At 47.8% G+C, this 21,753-nt stretch carries 18 protein-coding genes; 13 read left to right on the top strand and 5 right to left on the bottom strand.

The genetic code is table 11. The features are described from left to right. Positions 1–112 precede the first annotated feature (112 nt). The 7 genes from E3E29_RS04650 (at position 113) to E3E29_RS04680 (ending at position 6,157) form a co-directional block, all read left to right on the top strand. Positions 113–1,447 (top strand): RNase J family beta-CASP ribonuclease, encoded by a 1,335-nt coding sequence (locus E3E29_RS04650; RefSeq protein ID WP_167909659.1) that lies wholly within the window; start codon positions 113–115, stop codon positions 1,445–1,447. A gap of 73 nt (positions 1,448–1,520) precedes the next feature. Then, positions 1,521–2,552, top strand: coding sequence for a polyprenyl synthetase family protein (locus E3E29_RS04655; protein WP_167909660.1), 1,032 nt, complete (start codon positions 1,521–1,523; stop codon positions 2,550–2,552). Between the two features lie 222 nt (positions 2,553–2,774). After that, positions 2,775–3,305, top strand: coding sequence for a hypothetical protein (locus E3E29_RS04660; protein ID WP_167909661.1), 531 nt, complete (start codon positions 2,775–2,777; stop codon positions 3,303–3,305). Positions 3,306–3,327: 22 nt separating this feature from the next. Beyond that, positions 3,328–4,152, top strand: coding sequence for a hypothetical protein (locus tag E3E29_RS04665; protein WP_167909662.1), 825 nt, complete (start codon positions 3,328–3,330; stop codon positions 4,150–4,152). After that, on the top strand, positions 4,149–4,937 hold the full coding sequence (locus E3E29_RS04670) for a hypothetical protein (protein ID WP_167909663.1): 789 nt from the start codon (positions 4,149–4,151) through the stop codon (positions 4,935–4,937). The genes E3E29_RS04665 and E3E29_RS04670 overlap by 4 nt, the downstream gene beginning before the upstream one ends. A gap of 1 nt (position 4,938) precedes the next feature. Further along, the gene (locus tag E3E29_RS04675; RefSeq protein WP_167909664.1) at positions 4,939–5,376 is read left to right on the top strand and encodes a hypothetical protein; all 438 of its coding nucleotides are present in this window, start codon (positions 4,939–4,941) and stop codon (positions 5,374–5,376) included. Then, positions 5,348–6,157: an ATP-binding cassette domain-containing protein gene (locus tag E3E29_RS04680; RefSeq protein ID WP_167909665.1), complete on the top strand. Its 810-nt coding sequence runs from the start codon at positions 5,348–5,350 to the stop codon at positions 6,155–6,157. The genes E3E29_RS04675 and E3E29_RS04680 overlap by 29 nt, the downstream gene beginning before the upstream one ends. 34 nt (positions 6,158–6,191) lie before the next feature. Here E3E29_RS04680 and E3E29_RS04685 read toward each other — a convergent pair whose 3' ends face one another. Then, a complete protein-coding gene (locus E3E29_RS04685; protein ID WP_240922743.1) occupies positions 6,192–6,851 on the bottom strand; it encodes a class I SAM-dependent methyltransferase in 660 nt (219 codons plus the stop codon). Between the two features lie 504 nt (positions 6,852–7,355). On the opposite strand from E3E29_RS04685, the gene E3E29_RS04690 reads away from it, so the two are divergent. Continuing rightward, positions 7,356–11,888, top strand: coding sequence for an AAA family ATPase (locus E3E29_RS04690; RefSeq protein ID WP_167909666.1), 4,533 nt, complete (start codon positions 7,356–7,358; stop codon positions 11,886–11,888). A gap of 31 nt (positions 11,889–11,919) precedes the next feature. Here the strand turns inward: E3E29_RS04690 and leuS are convergent, their stop codons facing one another. Then, positions 11,920–14,823 carry a leucine--tRNA ligase gene (gene leuS, locus E3E29_RS04695; RefSeq protein WP_167909667.1) on the bottom strand — a complete coding sequence of 968 codons (2,904 nt, stop codon included), beginning with the start codon at positions 14,821–14,823 and terminating at the stop codon, positions 11,920–11,922. Positions 14,824–15,204: 381 nt separating this feature from the next. On the opposite strand from leuS, the gene E3E29_RS04700 reads away from it, so the two are divergent. From E3E29_RS04700 to E3E29_RS04720, 5 genes are read left to right on the top strand one after another with little or no spacing between them, the layout of a single operon-like run. Further along, complete coding sequence (locus tag E3E29_RS04700; RefSeq protein WP_167909668.1) at positions 15,205–15,612, top strand: hypothetical protein; 408 nt, start codon at positions 15,205–15,207, stop codon at positions 15,610–15,612. Then, the gene (locus E3E29_RS04705) at positions 15,609–16,613 is read left to right on the top strand and encodes a hypothetical protein (RefSeq protein ID WP_167909669.1); all 1,005 of its coding nucleotides are present in this window, start codon (positions 15,609–15,611) and stop codon (positions 16,611–16,613) included. Before E3E29_RS04700 ends, E3E29_RS04705 begins: the two co-directional genes overlap by 4 nt. After that, entirely contained in the window at positions 16,601–17,401 is an 801-nt protein-coding gene (locus tag E3E29_RS04710) for a hypothetical protein (protein ID WP_167909670.1), read from the top strand. Before E3E29_RS04705 ends, E3E29_RS04710 begins: the two co-directional genes overlap by 13 nt. Then, the gene (locus E3E29_RS04715) at positions 17,398–17,850 is read left to right on the top strand and encodes a hypothetical protein (protein WP_167909671.1); all 453 of its coding nucleotides are present in this window, start codon (positions 17,398–17,400) and stop codon (positions 17,848–17,850) included. Before E3E29_RS04710 ends, E3E29_RS04715 begins: the two co-directional genes overlap by 4 nt. Then, positions 17,832–18,548, top strand: a complete 717-nt coding sequence (locus E3E29_RS04720; RefSeq protein ID WP_342764664.1) for an ABC transporter ATP-binding protein — start codon at positions 17,832–17,834, stop codon at positions 18,546–18,548. The genes E3E29_RS04715 and E3E29_RS04720 overlap by 19 nt, the downstream gene beginning before the upstream one ends. Positions 18,549–18,603: 55 nt before the next feature. Here the strand turns inward: E3E29_RS04720 and E3E29_RS04725 are convergent, their stop codons facing one another. The 3 genes from E3E29_RS04725 to E3E29_RS04735 form a co-directional block, all read right to left on the bottom strand. Beyond that, a complete protein-coding gene (locus tag E3E29_RS04725; RefSeq protein WP_167909672.1) occupies positions 18,604–19,806 on the bottom strand; it encodes a hypothetical protein in 1,203 nt (400 codons plus the stop codon). Between the two features lie 194 nt (positions 19,807–20,000). After that, entirely contained in the window at positions 20,001–21,077 is a 1,077-nt protein-coding gene (locus E3E29_RS04730; RefSeq protein ID WP_167909920.1) for a Xaa-Pro peptidase family protein, read from the bottom strand. A 1-nt stretch (position 21,078) separates the two neighbouring features. Then, complete coding sequence (locus E3E29_RS04735; RefSeq protein ID WP_167909673.1) at positions 21,079–21,741, bottom strand: phosphatase PAP2 family protein; 663 nt, start codon at positions 21,739–21,741, stop codon at positions 21,079–21,081. Positions 21,742–21,753 lie beyond the last annotated feature (12 nt).

A 21,753-nucleotide genomic window follows, 5' to 3' on the forward strand; every position in this document is an offset into this window, starting at 1 on the left:
TCCCTTCCGGAGACTTCTCCCAGATGCACACCTTTTTAAACCCATGACAACAACTATGAGCAACGCAGCCCCACGCCTCAAGAGAGGCCTGGGGGCGTAAGGAGGAATAAATATGATTAAGGTTTACACCATAAGTGGCTACGAGGAAGTAGGTAAGAACATGACCGCCGTTGGCTATTCTGACGGCAGAAAAGAGGAAGTCGTTATAATCGACATGGGTATACGGCTCGACCGCGTTCTCATCCACGAGGATGTGAACATCCAGCAGTTCCCCACAAAAGAACTCCAGAGGCTTGGAGCAATCCCAGAGGACAACATCCTGAGGGACAAGAAGGTCGTCGCGATAACTTTCACCCACGGTCACCTCGACCACATTGGAGCGGTTGGAAAGCTCGCCCCACATTACCCTAACATCCCGATATACGGCACGCCATACACAATAAAGCTGGCCAAGAGCGAGGTCAAGAGCGAGCAGTACTTCGAGGTCAAGAACCCGATGTATGAGACTGAGTTCGGCGAAATAGTCCAGGTAAGTGAGAACCTTGCCATAGAGTTCGTGAGGATCACCCACTCGATTCCCCATGCGGCTATGGTTGTAGTCCACACTCCAGACGGAGCAGTAGTTCATACGGGCGACTTCAAGTTCGACAACAACAATCCCCTGGGAGAGAAGCCAGACTACCAGAGGCTGAAGGAGCTCGGCAAGGAGGGCGTTAAAGTTCTCATTCCCGAGTCAACACGCGTCGCCGAACCCACGAAGACCCCCAGTGAGGCCGTCGCCCAAATGCTCCTCGAGGACTTCTTCCTCTACGAGGGCATGGACGAGCACGGCCTCATAGCTACCACGTTCGCCAGTCACATACCTCGCCTACAGGAGCTCATAAGGATAGCCAACAAAATGGGAAGGCAGGCAGTCTTCGTTGGGAGGTCTCTGGCAAAGTACACTGGGATAGCCAAGCAGCTCGGCCTGATAAAGATGAAGGGCGCCAGGGCAGTAAGGAGCCCCAACGCCATAAAGAAGGTCATGGCAGAGGTTTCAGGAGCAAGGGAGAACTACCTCCTAATCGTTACAGGCCACCAAGGCGAACCGGGGGCAGTTCTCACGAGGATGGCAAACGGTGAGCTCTACGACATAGGGAAGCAGGACACCGTCGTGTTCTCCGCGGGAACGATACCGAACCCACTCAACAGGGCCCAGCGCTACGTCCTTGAGACCAAGCTGAAGATGAAGGGCGTCAGGATGATCAAGGACCTCCACGTTTCAGGCCACGCCAGCAGGGAAGACCACCGCTACCTCCTCAGGATGCTCAACCCCGAGAACATAGTTCCAGCTCACGGAGAGTTCCAGATGCTAACGCACTACGCAGAGCTAGCCGAGGAGGAGGGATACCTCATCGGAAGGGACGTCTTCGTGTCGAGGAACGGGTACACTGTCGAGATAAAGTGAGGGCAAAACTGATAAAGGGTTCCCCCTTTTTTTCCTTGGTTTAGATTCACATTCACGTTCATGGGGTGGTACAATGGGAAAGTACGATAAGCTGTTCGCCAGAATTAAAAATATGGCGAAGGACGTTGATAACGTTATTCTAGAACTCGTGCCGGAGAAGGAGCCAAAGCGCCTCTACGAGGCGTCGAGGCACTATCCTCTGGCAGGGGGAAAGCGCGTAAGGCCCTTCGTCGTTCTCCGCGCGGCCGAAGCCGTCGGTGGCAACCTAAAGAATGCCCTCTACCCAGCCGCTTCCGTTGAGTTCATCCACAACTACTCCCTCGTCCACGACGACATCATGGACATGGACGAGCTCAGAAGGGGGAAACCCACTGTCCACAAGCTCTGGGGCGTCAACATGGCGATTTTGGCTGGGGACCTTCTCTTCAGCAAGGCCTTCGAGGCGATAGCAAAAGCCGAGCTTCCTGCCAGGAAGAAGGCAAGAATTCTCGACGTTCTCGTCAGGACTTCAAACCTGCTATGCGAGGGACAGGCCCTTGACATAGAGTTCGAGACGAAGGATGAGGTCGGTGTCGAGGAGTACCTCAGAATGATAAGTGGCAAGACAGGGGCGCTCTTCCAGGGCTCAGCAGAAATAGGCGCGATAGTGGGGACGGACAATGAGGAGTACGTCGGGGCACTCTCCAAGTGGGGCATGAACGTTGGAATAGCCTTCCAGATATGGGACGACGTCCTTGACATAATAGCCAACGAGGAGAAGCTTGGAAAGCCCGTCGGGAGCGACATAAGGAAGGGCAAGAAGACGCTTATAGTGAGCCACTTCTTCGAGCACGCGAGTGAGGAGGACAAGGCCGAGTTCCTCAAGGTCTTTGGCAAGTACGCCGGAGACGCCAAAGGCGACGCGCTGATACACGACGAGAGCGTCAAGGAGGAGGTCGCGAAGGCCATCGAGCTCCTCAGGAAGTACGGCAGCATTGAGTATGCCTCTGACTACGCCAAGAACCTGGTGAAAGATGCTAACGAAGCACTTAAGGTGCTCCCAGAGAGTGATGCGAGGAAGGATTTAGAGCTTCTCGCGGAGTTCTTGGTGGAGAGGGAGTTCTGAAAGTGTGGTTTACCCCCTCGTTTATATTTCCAACTTTCTGATATTTAGTGACGTATTATCCAAGTTCTGTTCATATTACTAAATTTTTAATACATATTACATAGCATGCCATAGATTTGTTTTATCCTAGATGTTACCAGCAAATAATTACCTTCAAAGAACAGAAAAATTTATAAAGCAACGGATACTCCTTCTAATTGAAAACCAACGGAAGTGGTAACTTTGAAATGGAAACCTATGTTTGCGATGTTGTTAGGATTTTTGATATTAGAGGTAACTGCTGGGAGTGCAAGTGCTATTGTGTGGTCTGTCCCCGCAGGTTCGAGAACAGGGGCTACTGACGAAGGCATCGATCCACACATAAAGATCAGTGGAGGATATGATGGCATCGAGGCCTCACTTGAAGTCTCTTGGAATGACCACCACGGGGCTGCATGGGGAGTCTGGCAGTGGGGAAACTACGACGATTCAATCCATCAGTACATTGGATTTCATTCAGATGGAACATACAGAGTCAAAGGATACAGCACTCCACTGATTGGATACACTAAGATTAGCTACTCTGTTGACTTGAACATTAATATGCCCTTCAAGCGCATATCCATGGATGGAGATTACTATGTTGTAACAACATATCATGTGGTTGTTAAAAAGACCACCACGAAGTGGCTTTCAGATCCAGACACAAAGACAATAGTCGATAAACATGATTCTATAGGATACCTAGCTCAAAATCCAAGTTATGGATACTAAGAAGAGGAAATATTAAGGGGGCATGACAATGAAAAGAAGTACTATAATATATTCTCTCTTTTTATTTATTTTTAGTCTCAGTATCGTATCAGCAACGGCGATCCCATTAAGTTGGGATGGGACAGTAGAAGCATTAAATGGAAAAAGTGACTATTCCCACTACGAATTTAAGATCTCAAATATAAGCATTGAAGACCTCGGAAATTATTACAATGCCACTATCAGTGTTTCATTTAATAAGTGCATACTTGTAGAAAATGAGACTCCCAAAAATGGATGTCCAGTAGAAGATAAAAAAATTTCATTCATAATTAAAAGAAATACAAACACATTTATGCTGAGTGGGAAGCCAGCTTTCTTTTTCCTGTACTGGCCGAATTTTTCCACGGATAAATCAATTTATACATCGGGAATTGAACTCAAGCCAAGTCCTACAGAACTTTATATCAAAAACGAAAGCCCGGAGAATTACATCGGATGGGCGGTATCCCTAGAAGGAGGACCCATCAAGGCTCTAAGATGTACTGGAATGGGAATTCCAAAGGAGCCAAATGAACCAATGTACTGCGTTGAGGAAAAACAGAAAAATATTTCCATAAGAATGGACTTCAAAGGACAGTATCTAGTTGATGGAATCATTTATCTTCATTCGGATCCCTTTGGGATAATTAAAAACAGTACTCCAGTGCTTGTCGATATTTTTGTAACAAAAACTCCCACAAATATAGAATTTCTAAAGAAAGCCAAGTCCATATCCCCCCCCTCCAACCCCAAAAAGCCAATTTACCTCGGAATAATTGGAATTAGCTTACTGTTGGCTCTAGCAGTTAAAGTGGGGAAAAGGTGATCGGTATGGTTTCATTTAAAATGATAGGGGAAGAAATTAGATCAAACTTGCAACTTGCAGTGCTGTTAATATCTTCCCCTTTGATAATGCAGTATATAATATGGAAGTATTTGCCAGCTTTGAATAACGTTCCATTCAGCTCTGAGGTAACTTCGATGCCCTCAAAGGAGTATCTTCAGAGTTCGATCTCTGACAGAGCATTTTTTGCAAAAGTTCTCAGCTCTCAGGTTACGGCACTTATGGATACCATCTCCAAGGTACATCTTGCAGCATTCGTCTTAGGTGGTCTCTTAGCCGCGTTTTTAGTAGCAGAGCCCATATACAGAGGGAGCATAATAAACGATATTGCAACATTGGGAAAGAGAAAGTCGTTAGCTGGTAGGCTACTGTTTATGTTCGTCTACGGGGTATTCCTCGTATTCATTACAGCTGTTACCTTTAAGGAAACCGCAAATGTTTTGGGAATTTCAGTAGATTTCAGGCTTTTGTTAGCGCTTTTCACAGCCTTAACTCTCTCATTGACCTCTGGTTTCTTCTTGGTGGGATTTCTTTCTTTAATTTCCAAGGAGCCAATTATTCCTCTCGGGATTTTGTTTCTCGTTTCTCTCCTGTCACGGGCCACAGACACATTGAACCGTTTTCTGTTGCCATTCGAAAAAATCACGTATTTCCTTGCAATTCCAAAAATGGTTAACTTAAACTCGGCTCTGTATGCAGGTTTGGCCCTTTATCTCCTCTTAGTGCTGTTTACAGTAAAAGCCTTTGAAGGGGGTGATTTTTATTAACATGAAACTTCTTTACATAATAATAATAGCAGCCATACTCTCCAGTACATTCATAGTAATGGGGGAATACGTAAATTCCAGTGAAAAAAGTTTCAGGATCGAGCTCCAGATGTTCTTACCATCTGAACTCAAGAAAACCTCGAATGTTTCCATGGAACAGGTTGCAAGAAGGGATTTAACTCTCCCAGCAACCGGAAAGTACAGGGTATCTGTTATGGGGAATTGCACCCTTTATGTTCAGACGGATGAAGGTCTCTTCAAAAACCCAGATAGGATCTTCGTCACAAGCAGGGGGGTGCGGGTTGTTATTGTAAACCAAACTAGCGATGTTACTGTACGTTTCGCTCCCATTCATAGTATCCCATATACTGCAGTTATCCTTATACTAATTGCAGGGGGGGTTTCAGGGTATGCTCTTAGAGTCCTCAAATTTGAGTAAATCTTATGGGGATATACAAGCGCTTCAAAACGTTACTTTCGCCCTCTCCGAAGGACTTTCACTTATCTTAGGTCCCAATGGAAGTGGAAAGACCACTCTCATCAAGATACTAGCGAGGATCATAAAACCCGACAAAGGAGACCTCAGACTATTTGGGAAGCCTTACTTTGAAATCTCCCCGCACGAGATCGGCTTTGCTTTTGAAAAGACCGTTATACCACCATATGTTCGAGTGGAGAGCTATCTCAGGGCAATCACCGAAACAAGGGGAGAAGACAATGTCAATCAAATAATAGAGATATTCGGATTGGAGAGATACAAAAACAAGAAGTTCAAGGAGCTTTCCCAGGGTTACAAACGGAGGTTCATAGTAGCAATGGCCTTCGCGGGAAGACCGAGAATCGTTTTTTTAGATGAACCTTTTAGTAATGTAGATGTGATAGCAAAAATGGAGTTATCAAAGACATTCCAAGAACTTAAAAACGACAGCAGTATAATAATTGTATCCCACATCATAGCGGGGCTTAAGGACATCGACTCCTTTGTGCTACTCCACAACGGCAGGGTTGTCCTGAACAAGATCGGAGAGGAGGCAAGAACCATAGGAGGATTCAGGGCGATCTTCGAAGACGGAACCATCGTTAAAAACGATGTCCACGGGCTCAGCGGCAGAATTCTAAACGGCTCACGGCTCCAGCGGATAGAACCTGTGACACCGGAAGACATTATCTACGAAAGATTAACAAGGGAGATCGGGGCTTCAGCAGATTCAGGGGGCTGAATGACCAAACAAGAGAAAAGTCACATAAGAACGTTTATTCCGCGAGAATCCAACCCACAGGCGGGTGTTCGGCTCCCTTCTTCCACATTTTGTATGCCTTATCCCAGCGCTCCAGGAGTTCAGCGCGCTTTTTCTCGTCTTCTATCCTCTCCACGTACTCCCGCGGTATGTAGGCGAGGTAGTGTGGTAGGTTGGGTTCAAAGACCCCACTCTCAACGACCCTCCCTCCGGCGCGCTCCACGAACTCCTTCAGCTTTTCCAGCGAAAAGTAGTGCAGGTCGTCCTTCTCACCAAATAGAGCTTCGAATATCTCCTCCCTTAGATTGTACAGCTCAAGATGGGCCGTCTGGCGCTCGTTGTTTGCTATTGGGAGGCTCCCTGCTATGAAGACCCTATCTGAAACGCGGAACATCTCAGAGATGACATGGACTATGGTCTCCTCGTTTTTTAGGCTTCTGATACCGTGAGCGAGAACGGCCAGATCAAAGGCCTTAAAGGGAAAGGGCAGTTCTCTCGCGTCGAGCTTCATGGGGAGTATTCTATGCCTCATCCCGGTGGTGGAAGTTATTTCCTCGAAGAAGCGCCAGCGGGCTTTATCAACGGCCACAACCCTGCCGGTTTCACCCACGAGGTATGCGAGGGGGACAGTGGTTATTGCATGGGCACCACAGCCAATGAAACTTTGCCTGCGCAAAGTTTCATCAAAGTTGGGATGCAAATTCAACGGGCTCATTTGGCGATGGGCTTTCTCTTTGTTTGCCCCAACTTTAAGGGGTACCTATCAGCAAACGCCCAAAAAGGGCGTTAAAAGGAGTACCCCCACATTGAACCAGATTATTTTGAGTTAAAGCCTTTCTTTAGATAGACCATTTTAAAGGCATCTAACTATATAACAAAGCTTGGGTTTTTAGAAAACATTTTTGATCAAACTTTTCGCTAGAAAAGTTTGATGTGAAGCCAGTCGGGAGGCAAAGGAAGCTCGTTCCTTAGAGGGATTTTGGAAAGAACCTCTATCTAAAACTTTTCCTCGCTTATGGGCATGGGGAACACCGGAGATGACTAAAACGCTTCCCTTTAAGGCATTTTCGGAGAAGTCAGATTTTCTTAACTAACTTCTTAGTCCACGAAAAGTTTATATCTATTGAAATGTATGTAACCTGATTTCATACGATACATTAAAAACTCTGGGGGGCAGATAATGCCTCATCATATCACAATTTATCATTCCCTCAAAAGGCTAAAACCGGCAATACGTATTCTTGGAACTGCTCTCGGTTCAGTACTATCAGCATATTTTGGCCCCATTGGGGCCTATGCAGGTGTTATTCTTTTTGCAGAAGTTGCTAAAGACGTTATCCCCGAGGGAATCCAAAAAATTGGAGAGCTCTTTGAAGAACATGAACTAAAAAAGATTGAAGGTGAATTAGATCTGTCTGGGTTCAAATTAGTGGTATCTGATGCTATAAAAGAAACCCTTGAAGAACTTAAGAAAGAGTACGGGAGAACTCAATACAGTTCCCTTTATAAGGGAACTGACTTCAAAGAAGGAAAATGGTTTGATTGTGTCTCAAAAAGCCTTAAAAAAATGTCATCTGAAAAGTCCTCTGAAATACCATCAAGTCCCTTGGAGCTTGATGAAGAAGATATTGTCAGTTTTCTGTTCTCGTTTGGTTGTGAAATTGATGAAAAGAGGAGAAAAAAGTTAGAAGAGTTCCTTAAGAAAAGATTTGCAGATGTATTAAAGAGGAACATCGTAAAGGCATCGAATATGAACACTCATTTCAGGGAAGAGTTCTATGCTACCCTCCTGAAAATCTTAAAGGAGATCAATGAGACACTATCTGAGCACGGAAAGAGACTTGGGGAAGTTGAAGAGCAGTATAAGAAGCTGGAAAAGTACACAAGGGGGCTAAAGGTTCTAGCCGAGCTGAATGTTAAAGGAATAGACGTCGCTGTTAAGGAATGGCTTGATGATCTTCTTGCGGAGCCTTTTGTAGGAAGGGAAGAGGTCTTGAAGAGAATTGATGATATCATATCCAATAACAGCTCTGGAAAAGTTATAATAACCGGGCCTGCGGGTGTTGGAAAGAGCACACTGATTGCACATATCATAGATGAGCTCTCAAGTAGGGATGATGTCTTTATAATCCCGTACTTTTTCAGTGTGTCAAAGGGTAGAAGGGACTTCTCTACAGCCATTAGGTATGCGATTGCGAGACTTTACCTGCTCAGTGTGAGGGAAAAGTTTGAGGGGCATTTGCTAACACTTGACGACGAAAGGCTTTCAGATGTCTTAAAGGGAATGCTTTCAGAAAAGCCCAAAAAGAAGGTAGTTATCATTTTTGATGCACTCGACGAAGTTAATCAGGAGACACTAAAGAGATATCCCTTCCCGAGGAATCTCCCAGAGAACGTCTACCTCATATTCAGCGTGAGGGGTAGTGGCCCTAACCCTGAGATTCCAACGAACTCGTTAGATGAATGGTTGGAAAATGCCACGATAGTCGAGCTTAAAAATCTCGGGTACAAAGCTGTGAAATCCCTTGTTAAAGAGAAGTTGAACCTAAGTGGGCAAGACTTAGAGAAAATCTCTCACGAAATATATAAGAGAACATCCGGACATCCGCTCTACCTAAGGTTCATTCTCGGTGAGCTGAAGGAAATGAAAGCTAAAAACCCTAAGGAGCTCCTCAAGAGGGTGAAGAGTGTCCCAGAAAGCTTTGAAGAGTATATAGATAAAGAACTTCAGAGAATTGAGAGCGAAGTTGATAATCCTGACCTTGTTGATGAACTTTTTGCGCTTTTGGCTATAGCAAGGGAGCCGATGAAACTTGAGGACATAGCAAAGATACTCGGCACTAGAAAGCGAGTCTTAAAGAGAATGTCCCACGATGTTAAGCGGTGGTTGCACATAAGAAAGAGTGGGAATACTGAATTCTGGTCGTTCCAGCATGAGGCTTTAAGAGAGAATTTCTTCAGAGTTCTAGAAGAAGAAGTTGAAACAGTACGAGAAAAACTTCTTGATTTCTGCTCCGAAAACTGGAAGGAAAATGAGTACTGTCTAAAGCACTATCCTGAGCACCTCTACGATGCTGGCAGATACGATGAGCTGTTTGAACTTGTAAGGAACGAAGAATTCCTGAACACTCAGAGAGAACTGGCTGGCGGCACGACCTTGGTGCTGGGAACCGTTGAACTTGCGATTAACGCCGCCGCCAATGTAGAGAACCTGGCAAGGCTCTTCGAGTTTGCTTTTCTATACAACAGGATTTACAATGAAACAGGCAAGATGTCTTTATTTGACCGTTATAGGATCTATGGTCTTGAGGCAACTATTAATTTTATTAACAAAAATCAGAACCATGCTAAAAAAATACAAACGATTCTATTGTTAATATCATTCTTAGTATTAAATAAGCGAGATAAGGACGCTAAGCAGATACTTCAAAATAAAATCGATCTTTTTCTTGAATGTGATCAAAAATTAAAATTTATTTTAAAGTATTGGGAATTAATAAACTATAGAGTTATAATAATGACAACTATTAAAATTTTCCAAAAGGTAGATATATTACTCTTTGGTCCTTGTACTGTGTTAAACATAATTATCTTAGATAGTGTTAAGTATCTTATTGAAAAAAATGAACAAGAAAAAGCTCTAAAGATTCTAAAAGAAATTCAAATAATCTTTAATCCTAGTCCAAAGGTACTTGTTACGATTGCTGAAGCCTTTGCAGAAGTTAGGGAGACTAACAAAGCATTGAAGATAGTTGAAAAAATCAAAGATCCTCACATACGTGTAGAAGGATTAATTAAAATTGCTAGGGCTTTAGTGAATAATGGTGAAATTGAAAACTCCAGAACTATTCTAGAAAAAGCTACAGAGAGTATTAATGAAAATGAAAGCTTCTATTACATGGATCTCCTAATTAATATCGCAGAGGTTTGGGTAAAAATTGGCGAAAATATGAGAGCTCTTCAAATTCTGGAAAATTTATTAAAAATTGTTATATATACTGAAAATCGTAATTATGCCATAGACAAACTAATTAAGATTGCTAGAGCATTGGCGAGATTCGGCGAGTTTGAAAAAGCCCTAAATACTATAGAAGAGGCCTTAGTTAGTATCAGTCAAAATGATGATGACAATTATCGCTCGGAGATCCTGGTTAAAATTGCTAGGGCTTTAGTGGATATTAATAATTCTGAAAAGGCATACATAATCTTGGAAGAAGTCATGGAAATGGCAAGTCAGATTAATGATCCAAATCTTCGCATAAAGACGTTGATAGAGATTGGCAAATCAGTAGTAATCTGGGGAACTAAAAATGCACTAAGATTAGTAGAAGAAGCATTAGTATCTACTGATCAAATTGATAATCTTATTCTTCGTTCTGAAGTGTTAGTCGAAATTGCCAAAGCTTTTGTGGAGATCGGAGAATACGAAAAAGCTCAAAAAACTCTCAAAAGAGTTAATATGACTGCCAAACAAATCAAAGATCCATATCAATACGCAGTCATATTAACCCAAATTGCCGAAGTTTGGATCAAGATTGATGATAAAACTACTGAAGTGAAGAAAATTCTCGAAACAGCTATTGAAGTTCTTAACCAAATTGAAAATTTAGATAGTAGTTCTTGGATATTTGTGGAAATTATTGAAGTCTTAACGATGATCGGCGAACTTAAAGAAGCATTAAGAGTTGTATGGAAAATTAGGGATCCTTATTGGCGTTTCTTTGCATTGACTAAGCTAGTTGGAGTTTTGACTAGTGCTGGTGACATAAAGGGTGCATTAAAGATCACTAAGCAAGTAACTAACCCTCTTCACAGTACAATACTCTTGATCGAGATTGCTAGAACATTAGTACTCACCGGTAATTCCAGAATTTCATTGGCACTCTTAAAAGAGACATTGAAAGAAGTCAATCAAATTAAAAATTCTGAGTATTATTTTGAAGTGATGGAAGATATAGCTGAAGTTCTAGCAAAGCTTGGAGAGTTCAAAAAGGCATTGGAAATTGCCGGTCAAATTAGGGATCCTTATATCTATTCAAATGTGCTAATTAAGATTTCGAGAATTTTAGTTGAGATGGGAAAATTGAAAAAGTCTATGGAAATACTCGATTTAGCCCAGGAAGTAGCTGGACAAATCGATGATCCTGGCTTGTATTGGGAAGTTCTAATTGAAATTTCCAAGATTTTAGTAAATATAGGAGAACCAGAAAATGCATTAAAAATCCTAAAAAGAGCAGTAGAAGTATCTAGTTGGATAAAAACTAGAACTCCAGAGGAAGAATTCAATATTCAAATGAAAACTGTTGGAGTGTTTTTAGAGATAAAGGATTTAGAAAGAGCCCTAGAGGTTTCCACACAAATCGAGAGCAAATACAATAAGTCAAAAGTCTTAATCAAGATTGCTGAATCATATGTTGATTTTGGAAACCCCCAAAAAGCCACTAGTGTTCTTAAAGAGGCACTAAAAGTTGCGTATCAAACAAAAGATCCGTATCATATCTCTGAGATATTAGTTGAAATTGCAAAGGTTCTTAGTAAAATATCTCCACTAGGTCTTTCTTTTTTGAGAGATATCATAGTTTTATCAGGAACTCTACCTGAAGATTACTTTCTCCAAATCATCGTCGCTTACATCAACGAATTAACACCAAAAGAAGCCGTGGACGTCTTCATTAGGGAAACCAAGAGGATCCTTGACATTAAAATAAGCTAAAACAAAACAGAAAATAGAAAAAACAGACCTCTCACTCCACAAACACCGCGGGCTTCAGAGGCATCGCGGCCTTCTTCTTTCCTCCTTTGTCCTCCTCGGGGTTGATGACTATCTCAATGCCGAGCTCCTTCTCTATGAAGTCCTTGGCCTCCCTCAGCGCCTTCTCTTCATTGATCCTCTTCACTTCAAAGGCCCTCTCCTTTATTAAGCGCTGTATGAGCTTGCTCACTTCCTTGCCGTGCTTCCTCATCTCAGGGTCTTTCATCAGCTCGCCCATAGCAGCATTGAAGTCCCTCTTCTCCGCTACAACCTCAACAACGCGCCACTTCCAATATGGAGCTGTGTAGATGTAGGCCCTCTTTGGGTTCTCTATCTTGGCGACGGTTATGATCTCCTTGATATCCTCCATGAGGGACTTGACGAACTCCTCCTCGGCCTCAACCGTCTCGTTCCACCACTCCTGAACCGGCTCGGGCCACTCTGCCAGGCTGACGAAGCCATCTCCGCCGAGCTTTTCCCAGAGTTCTTCGCTGATGTGCGGTGTGAACGGCGCCATCAGCCTGACCCAGACGTCGGCGAGCTTTCTGAGGACGTAGCGCTTTGCATTGTCATCTCTTCCCTCGGTTCTCCTCAGGTACCAGCGGAGGTCGTTGAGGACGGTGTAGAACGCCCACTGTACTGCCGTCCTTGTCCTGAACTCCTCAAGGGCTTTCGTTGTTCCCTCAATAGCCTTGTTGAGCCTGTGGAGCATCCAGCGGTCTATGTCCTTCAGCTCGACACCATCTTTTGCCTCGTAGGCAGAGAACTCGCTCACCAGCTCGTAGAAGCGTTCAACCTGCTTGCGGAGCTTGCCGACTTCTTTCCTCTTCCAGTCGAAGTCGCTGTCGTGCTCGGCGAGCCCCATGATGTAGAGCCTCACCACATCTGCACCGTTCTCCTCGATTGCATCTATGAAGTTCAGCACGTTGCCCTTGCTCTTGCTCATCTTGGTGCCTTCCAGCGTCCCGAAGCCGTTTACGGCTATCCCCCTCGGCCAGTGCTTCCTGTCGAAGATGGCCACGTGGTTGAAGATGAAGAACGTTAAGTGGTTTGGGATGAGGTCTTTGGCCGAGCAGCGCCAGTCGAGCGGGTACCAGTACTCGAACTCCTCCTTCATATCGTGGATGGTCCCCGCCGGAATCCCTGTCTTCTCGCTCAGCTCCTTTTCCTTCTCCTCGCTGAAGGGCTCGCGGAAGATGTAGTCGAAGAAGTCCCTGTCGAGCTTCTCAGCGTCAAGTTTGCCCTCGTTCCTAAGCTGGTTGATGTGCCTGCTTATCGTGTAGTAGGCCATGTATATCGTTGAATCGCTCAGGCTCTCAATGACCCAGTCGGGGTCCCACGGGAGGGGGGTTCCGAGGCCGACCTTCCTAGCGCAGGCCTTCTCCTCGAGCCAGTCTATAACCGCTCCAAACTGCGTCCTCCTGCTCTCCGGATAGATCGTCATGTTGGCGAGGGCTTCCCTCGCCTTCTCCTTCCACTCAGGGTTGCCGTAGTCGATGAACCACTGGTCGTGGATTATCTTGATGACCGCTTGGTTTCCAAAGCGGCTTATAACGGGCTTGTCAGCGAACTCGTACATTATCTCCGCTATTCCCTTCTCCTGGAGCTCCTTGGCGATGAGGTCCTTAGCCTCCTGCACGGGCTTTCCGGCGTAGGGCTCTATCTTGAAGACTCCCTTGTGGTACTCGGCCTTGTAGATGTTCTTGGTGGCCTCTTCGAGCTTTTCCACGTCCCTCTGGCTCTTCACGCCGAGCCTCTCTGCCTCTTCAACTGCAGGGAAGTCACCGTAGCCCTCGAGCTTGATGAGAGATATGTAGCTTATCTCCTCCACGACGCGCGGGTCAATTTCGTACTTGAGCAGTATCTCCGTCTCCTTCTTCAGGTCTTCTAGGGCTATGTGGTCAAATGGAGCGTGAGCCGGAACGCTCATAACGACACCGGTTGCGTTGTCTGGGTCAACGAACTCGGCAGGCAGAATTATGACCTCGTCACCTGTCACCGGGTTCTTGACGTACTTGCCGATTAGCCTCTCGCCCTTGAACTCCTCGATGACCTCTATCTCCCTGTCCTGGAAGGAGAGCTTGTAAGCGGCCTCCTTGCTCACTATCCAAGTCTCCTCCCTGTCTCCTTTCCTCACCTTCGCCTTTACGTATGTTGCCTCTGAATTCAGCCACATGTTCGTTACTCCGTAGACAGTCTCGGGCCTCAGGGTTGCAGCTGGAAGGTAGATTTCCTCGCCGTTCTCCTCACGAACGAACTTGATTATGACGTACTCCAGTATCTGGACGTCCTCACCCTCCATTATGTCGTGGTCTCCGAGCGGCGTTCCAACAACTGGGTCCCAGCGGACGCGGTGGGCTCCTTTAACGACCAGCCCCATACCTTTGAGCGTCCAGAACTGCCACTCGATGAACTTGCTGAAGGGCGGGAAGAGGCTGGTGGTGTGGAACTCGCGCGTCCAGTCGACGCCAAAACCTGCCCTTATGAAGGTCTCCTTGGCAGACTTCATGAAGTACTTGACTATCTCTTTCGGGTCCTCGAACTTCCAGAGGATATCCTCAGGAACCTTGTAAACATCCCTGTAAATGTGGATGGTCTTGGGGTCGCGGTTCTTTATCCTCTCGGCGATTCCGACTATCGGCGCACCGGTGATGTGCCACGCCATAGGGAAGAGGACGTTGTAGCCCTGCATCCTCTTGAAGCGCGCTATTACGTCCGGTATCGTGTAAGTCCTTGCGTGGCCGACGTGGAGGTGGCCCGAGAGGTAGGGAAACGCGACGGTTATGTAGAACTTCTTCTCCTTGGGCCTTGCGTTTCTGTCCGGCTCGAAAATCTTTTCCTCCATCCAGCGCTTCTGCCACTTCTCTTCAATGGCCTTGAAGTTGAGTTCAACCATAGCTATACCTCCTCACGGTTTTTTCAAAAGAGTGTGAACGATACTCCAGAATAGGGGGGTTATCGCGGAAATCAGGCGTGAATGTCCTTCCGACGGAGAAGACACTCCCCCCTCATAGGCATCGGGACGAGTAGGGATTTTGGTATTTAAGGTTTTTGGAAGGATGGCACTAAACTATAGGGCCATTATGATAACAATAAGGTTAAATCAAACGTGACATGTACATAACTGAAGTTCAGAAATAAAGAGAAAATAACATGCCTTTAATTGTTTCGTAAATAAAATCGAATTTATTACATCAATATAACTAATAAGAATAAATCGAAATATTTTTATATTATGGTTTCATATTAACTGTTGCCACCTCTTGGGGGGGGGACCATGCAAAAGAAGTGGATTCTTGGCTTGATAGGATTTGGTTTGTTAGTGAGTTCAGTGTTGGCTGCAGCAGAATACACTGGAAACAGCAACGTCAATGTTGTGAACCCAAACTGCTACATCCATAAAGTAGACTATGGCCAGGATGCCATGCAATTTGAGAAGGATGGTAAAGTTATAACTATGGCTGGTATATATGCCCAGGTTAGGGGTGAGTTCATTATGCCACCATGTACAATGGACCCACACCTAACATGGTATGCAACAGACGCAGGTGATATTCCGGGAGCTCTGTATTCAGTATATGACTTCCAAGTAATAGACCATGATTGGAGAGGAGCCTCAGTTGATGCATACGGATCAGGGTTAGGAAGGGCTTGGCACGCCTTTGCGGAGGTGTCCCTGGGTTGAAGAAACCCCTCATTTTTGTTTTCCTTCTTCTCCTGTTTTTGTCGATGATTTCGTGGAGCTCGGTCCTCGCAGATGGTGGGATAAGAGAGAAGCCAGTTCTCAAACCCGGAACGTACTTCGTTTACACCGCCAGAACCAACAAAACCATCAACGAATCACTGCTCCTTGACATGACGGGCTCTGGAAACCTCTTCTTCTCCCTTAAAATGGACGGGAAAACCGTGGCTATGAACGTCTACGGAAATGGGAGCGTGGAGTTTGAGGTTGTGGGACTGAAGAACGACACCGCCACGGTGATGCTGACCGTTAGCGGAACCTACGCCGTCGTGAGGTACCACGGGAACCTAACCACTCTCTGGAGGGAAGAGGACGTCATAGGTAGCAAAACTTATGGGAACCTGACCATAACGGCACTCAGGTCATTTAAGATAATCCGCCCCTACCTCCTGAACGTCCGTACTGGAGAGGTTTACGACATCCATGGGGTGCCCTACGGGAGGAGTCTTCTCTTTTACGATGGGAAAATAAGGAACGGAACGCGGCTCTTCACATCGCCGGAAGGGCTCAGTGTCTCCGTCGCCAGCGTCAGCACTATCGGTTCAACCGTCATAACATACTACAAAAAGTTCCTGCCGCCGCTCCTTCAGGTCAAAACGACGCCCTACACGGTCTCCACCGCGTACATCAGTGCAAATGGAAGGTCAACCCTCATCTACGACCCCAGTTCGGGGATCCTGATCTCGTACTTCGGCTTTTCCTGGGCCGACTTCCAGGCTGCGGGGTTCCCGGTGTTCGGGGGAATAGACAGGAGCGGCTTTTCCAAGTTGAGTGACAACACGATGTTCGCCCCAGGGCTCGTGCTGGGGGACACCAACGCACTTGGAGAAACTTCAGCGGTTGAATACTCGGCCGAAAACTCGCCCCTCGTCTATCCCTACGTCCTGCTCCTCGCGGCTTCGGCAGCGGTCGGTCTCTGGAGGGTGAAAGGATGGGGAGGATGATTAAACTCATACTGTGGGAGATGAACAACCCGCTCGTGGTTCTGGTTCTCCTCGCCGGGCTGGTGCTGGGATTTGCGGCGGTTCATCAGTCGTACCTATCGGTGGCCTCATCGGAGGGTGAACACTACTTCACGGGCAGAAACGCCCTGCAGAATGCAGTTCCGATGGGGACAACACCATATGTGGCCGGAAAAATCGACTACCCTTATACCCCCACTGCTAGGGCAATAAGGGGTTCGATAAAGGCAGGCTTCGAAATCTACGCCTTCATAATAATCATAATGGGGAGCTTGATATTCAGATGGGACAGGGACTCCGGGTACGCCCCAACCGTTTACTCCCTGCCGTACTCGAAGTTTAAAATCTTCATCGCCAAGTCCACCGCGTTCCTGACACTCTCGCTTATTCTCTACGTCCTCCCTTACGTACTGGCGATAATTTCCTCCAACGCGGACATCCTGCACGTCGTCTCCGTCATTCTGAGCTCACGAGAAGTTCTGAGCGGCCTCACGCTGGCACTCTACGCCGTCCTGTATACAGCGTCCGTAACCGCCCTCCTGGGCAGCTTTCTGAGGGGCCTGTTCCCAACGCTCATTGGCGCGTTCTTTGTCTTGTCGCTCTCATCGAGCTTATTTCCCTCCTCCCTTCCACCGTTCAGCTTTCTAATGTACGCAGCATATTCCAACGTTTCTCCATTGGAGGTCAGGTTCGCGGTTCCGGGACTGATATTGCCTTTTCTGTTCCTCCTAATTGGTGCGTTAATCTTTGAGAGGAGGGACGTGTTGTGAGAGTCCTGAGGGCTCTAGCGCTCTTCCTGGCCATCCTGCCGCTCATAGCGCTGCTCAACTACCACTTTTACTCAAGTAGAGTTGAGTTCGCCGGTCCCGCCGCCATAAAGCCGAGCGGTCCGAAGGGGGTCAGCTATCTCGCGTTCCACGTGCCTGCGAAGGCCCTTGCGGAGATCGACTGCAGCGGTGGGAACGGGAGGATCCTCGTGGTCGACCGTTTTGATGGAAAAGAAATCTTCAACGGCACAACAAGGGGTTCACTCTCCCAGGAGTTCGTGGTTCCCGGGGAGGGAACCTACTGGGTCGTGTATAACGGAAAAGGGGACACCACGTGCTTCGTCCGTTTCAAGAGGAAAGATCCCACCACGAACATCCAGAACGCCTTTTATCTGACTGGAATCGCCGGCGCGCTCCTCCTTCTGGTGGAGCTGTGGAGGGAGAGGAAATGATAGCAGCGAAGAACCTGACGAAGCGTTTCGGGAGGATAGTGGCGCTCGACGGGGTAAACATCGAGATACCAGAGGGGGTCAGCATCATCCTCGGACCGAACGGCGGCGGGAAGAGCACGTTCCTAAAGCTGGTAGCGGGGATATACCGTCCCACCGAGGGGAGGATTAAGGTTTTGGGGAAGGATCCATGGAGAGACGAGGAGCTAAAGCTCAGAATGGGCGTTTCCTTCGACCCGCCTGCGGTTCCCTCCCTGATATCCGGCAGAGAGTGGCTTGAGTTCATAGCAAACGTTAAGGGATTTGAAAGGGAGGAAGTTGAAAGAGTAGCAGAGATCTTTGGAATCGACTACCTAAAGGAGCCCATGAGGAACTACTCCGCTGGAATGAGGAAGAAGCTGGCGCTGGCGGGTGCATTCATCGGCCGGCCGGAGCTGGTTATCCTCGACGAACCCCTCGCCAACCTCGACTTCGAAAACGTCAGGCTCATGGTTGGAACCCTCAAGTCGCTGAAGAAAGAGGGGACGAACTTCCTGATGGTGAGCCACGTCTGGAAGCCCATCTACCCCCTGGCGGACTTCGTAGCAGTTCTTGCCGGAGGAAAGCTCGTGATGGCCGGGGATGCCAGAGAGCTGAAAAGGGACGTCGAGGCCCTGTTTGATTACGCTGGGATAACCTCCAATGGGGAGGGCCCCAGTTAAGGGCCTCCGTCAGTTCACATGTGGAAACCTAAAAATTAGGGAAAAAGAAACCGGATCACGCATGCTTTACGATAAAGCTCTCAACGTCTTCGAGCAGGTTGAGGGCTATGGTGAAGTGGGCCTTTGCCTCGGCTTCCCTTCCGCGCTTGAGGAGCTCCACGCCCACGTGCACCTCCTGAGCGGCGGTCTTGAGCTTGAGCTGGGGGCCCCTCGTGTCAACGCCCTTTCTGTGAAGCTCCTCCAGGGCCCTGCCGTCCTTGCCAATTCTCTCATGGAACTCTCTGACGAGCTTTTTCATGTCCTTCATCTTCTCCCCGACTTTCCTCTCGTGAATCCTCCTCTTCGCAAACTCGATGGCCCTGTGGAACTTCCCTATCGTGCCTCTATTTGCGATTATGACGTCGAGCGCCCCGGTGTAGTTGCCCCGGTCTGCCAGTTTCTTAACCTGTCCGTAAACCTCCTGGAACTCGTTCAGGCGCTCCTGGAGCTCGGTGGCGTTTCCGCCGCTGGCGTTAACCCTATCGATGATTCTCTGGGCGAACTCCATCGCGTTCTCTCCCCTCTTGAGGAAGGCGTTGACGATTTTGTCCGCGTTTGCGTAGGCGAGCTCCTTCCTTATCTTCACCAGCTTCTCATCGAGTTGCCTCTTGAGTTCCCTGGCCATTACAAGGTCTTCCTGGGCCTTTCCAATGTTCTTCTCCTTTATGTCTTCCATGACCTGCTTGTATGCTTCTTCCGTCTGGTTGAGGAGTTCGGTGGCGTTGCCCACATCGATGCCCTCTTCCTGAGCCCTCTTGATGGTCTTCTCAGCCGCCATGAAGTAGCCCTTTATCCTCTTGACTTCTGCGGGGAGCTCATCCCTTATTTTGTTACGAACGTCCTTGACGCGCTCCAACACTACCCGGTAGTGGTGCATCGCAAGGACTCCGTTGGCTATTGCCCCCTTGTAGTTCCCGCTTCCATACGCTTCGAGGGCAGCCTCCCTGTACTCCTCAGCCATCTGATAGTTCTCAACTATGGTCGAGTTGGCGGTGAAGTTCACCTCTTCCATGATCCTGGATGTTATGTTGTGAAGCTTCTCAAGGTTGGAGATTATGTGTTCAGCCACAATCTGCATCTCCGTGGTGTTGGTGGTGTTGAAGCCCTGATCCTCCCCTGGAATGGCAGCGTTACCACTCCCGCTGGCCATCACCGCTCCGACTGGTACAAGGGCACCAACCAGCAGCCCTATTATCAACCATGCCTTCAGCCACCTCACGGCAATCACCTCGATAGCTTAGTGCAAAACGAATATTTTAGGGACACGGTTGGAAACGGGATGAAACGACGTTCCTGAGACACAAAAGTGTCTGGTAGATCTATCAACATAATAAAAGGCTTAGAAAGGTAGTTTTGCTATTTGAAACGGTACGAACCGAATAAAACTTAAAATCAGAGAGAGGACATAAAAGCTCAGAGGATTACCAACTCCCTGTCAGCCCTCGTCAGCCTCTTACCCTTGCCATTCACAACTTCAACGTCGTCCTCAATCCTGACCCCACCAAGGCCGGGAACGTAGATTCCGGGCTCTATGGTGAAGGTCATTCCGTTCTCAAGGATCACCTCCCCATCGGGCCCGATGAAAGGCTCTTCGTGGACGTCCAGCCCGAGGCCGTGGCCCGTTCTATGGGTGAAGTACTCACCGTAGCCCGCCTTTGCTATGGTTTCCCTCGCGGCTCCGTCGATATCCTTTGCCTTCACCCCTGTTCTAACCGCGCGGTAGGCGTTCTCCTGCGCTTCCTTGACGACGTTATAAATCTCAACCAGCTTCTCACCGGGTTTCCCCACCGCTATAGTCCTCGTCATGTCGGAACAGTAACCGTGCCACTTCGCACCGTAGTCGAGGATGACCATGTCCCCCTCCCGTATTCTCCTGTCGCCGGGGGCGTGGTGAGGATTAGCGGCGTTCTCTCCGCTGGCCACTATCGGCTCAAAGGATATCCCATCGCTCAGCTCTCTAATCCTGAGCTCCATCTGAAGGGCAAGTTCCCTCTCGCGCATTCCAAGGAGGTTCCAGCCCAAAAGCTCCTCAAAAACGCGGTCTACAACTTTAGCGGCGTGCTTCATCATGTCTATTTCGTGGGGGTCCTTCCTCATACGAAGCTCCCGTATGGCCGAACTGAGGGGGTAGAACTCGAAACCCCTGTTCCCAACGCGGAGGACGTTTATGAGCCAGTCGGCGCGCATGGTGTCCTCGACAAGGAGCTTTCCGGAGGAGAGCTCCAATTCAGCAAGAATCCAGGCAAGCTTGTCGTAGGGGTTCTCCCCGTCACGCCAGAAAGTCGCCGGAAAGTTCGTGACGACGTTTTGGTAGAGGCTCGGAGCGAGAAGCCTGTAGTCCCCGTCGGCGTTTATTACAAGAAGGGTAAGCCTCTCCCCTGCCTCGTGGATGTGAAGTCCTGTGAGGTAGTAGAGGTTTGTTCCAGGGCTTATCAGAGCCCCATCAAAGCCCCTCTCCTTCATAAGTCCAACGAGTTTTTCAATGCGCATTTCATTCACCGATACCAGTACCCCCGGAGGTTTTAACCTTTTTCGAGAGCCAGAGCCAGATGAGGGTGCCCAGGATTATTCCAGTGATCGCGTCCCACACCCAGTGTTCCCCAAGGAGAACCGTAGCAGGAGGAACTAAGAGGGGGAGGATGGAGAGAAGCCTCGCAATCTTCTCCCTTTGTCTAAACAGGAACAGGAAGCTGACCGTTGCTATCGTGCAGTGTGGTGATGGAAGGACGAACTGGGGCCTTGCCTGCCAGCTGGGAGGGGGGTACTGCCTTGGAAGGTCTTGGTAGATGTAGTGTGGGGCGTTCACGTTAACCACGGCGAATATCACGGCAAGGATCAGGAAGGAAAGGGCGTAAGCCCTGACGAGGAGCCTGCTCCCTCTGGGAGCGGTTATGAGGAGGTATGTGAAGGTAAGAACCATAACTCCTGTGAAGCCGAGCCTGTAAACGGTGTCCATAACGTGATATATCACCGGATGCGCCTCAGTCCAGAGGAGGAGCGAGAGGACGAACTCTTTTGAGGTACCAGGAAGCTTCAGGAGAAGGCCGTTCCAGTTAAGGCTCCAGCGGCCAATTAGTGGATAGACATAGCTGTAAGCGTCCCAGAAGAAATAGACCGCGAGAAACTCCATCAGCGCCTTATTCCGCTCTCCCATCGTCTCTCCCCA

Origin of the sequence: Thermococcus sp. Bubb.Bath, from assembly GCF_012027595.1 — an archaeon.
Classification (GTDB): domain Archaea; phylum Methanobacteriota_B; class Thermococci; order Thermococcales; family Thermococcaceae; genus Thermococcus.

Coding starts and splice junctions, on each gene's coding strand:
- E3E29_RS04655 (WP_167909660.1), top strand. CDS start 1,521: ATGGGAAAGTACGATAAGCTGTTCGCCAGAATTAAAAATATGGCGAAG.
- E3E29_RS04665 (WP_167909662.1), top strand. CDS start 3,328: ATGACAATGAAAAGAAGTACTATAATATATTCTCTCTTTTTATTTATT.
- E3E29_RS04710 (WP_167909670.1), top strand. CDS start 16,601: ATGGGGAGGATGATTAAACTCATACTGTGGGAGATGAACAACCCGCTC.
- E3E29_RS04650 (WP_167909659.1), top strand. CDS start 113: ATGATTAAGGTTTACACCATAAGTGGCTACGAGGAAGTAGGTAAGAAC.
- E3E29_RS04730 (WP_167909920.1), bottom strand. CDS start 21,077: ATGCGCATTGAAAAACTCGTTGGACTTATGAAGGAGAGGGGCTTTGAT.
- E3E29_RS04735 (WP_167909673.1), bottom strand. CDS start 21,741: ATGGGAGAGCGGAATAAGGCGCTGATGGAGTTTCTCGCGGTCTATTTC.
- leuS (WP_167909667.1), bottom strand. CDS start 14,823: ATGGTTGAACTCAACTTCAAGGCCATTGAAGAGAAGTGGCAGAAGCGC.
- E3E29_RS04700 (WP_167909668.1), top strand. CDS start 15,205: ATGCAAAAGAAGTGGATTCTTGGCTTGATAGGATTTGGTTTGTTAGTG.
- E3E29_RS04675 (WP_167909664.1), top strand. CDS start 4,939: ATGAAACTTCTTTACATAATAATAATAGCAGCCATACTCTCCAGTACA.
- E3E29_RS04690 (WP_167909666.1), top strand. CDS start 7,356: ATGCCTCATCATATCACAATTTATCATTCCCTCAAAAGGCTAAAACCG.
- E3E29_RS04680 (WP_167909665.1), top strand. CDS start 5,348: ATGCTCTTAGAGTCCTCAAATTTGAGTAAATCTTATGGGGATATACAA.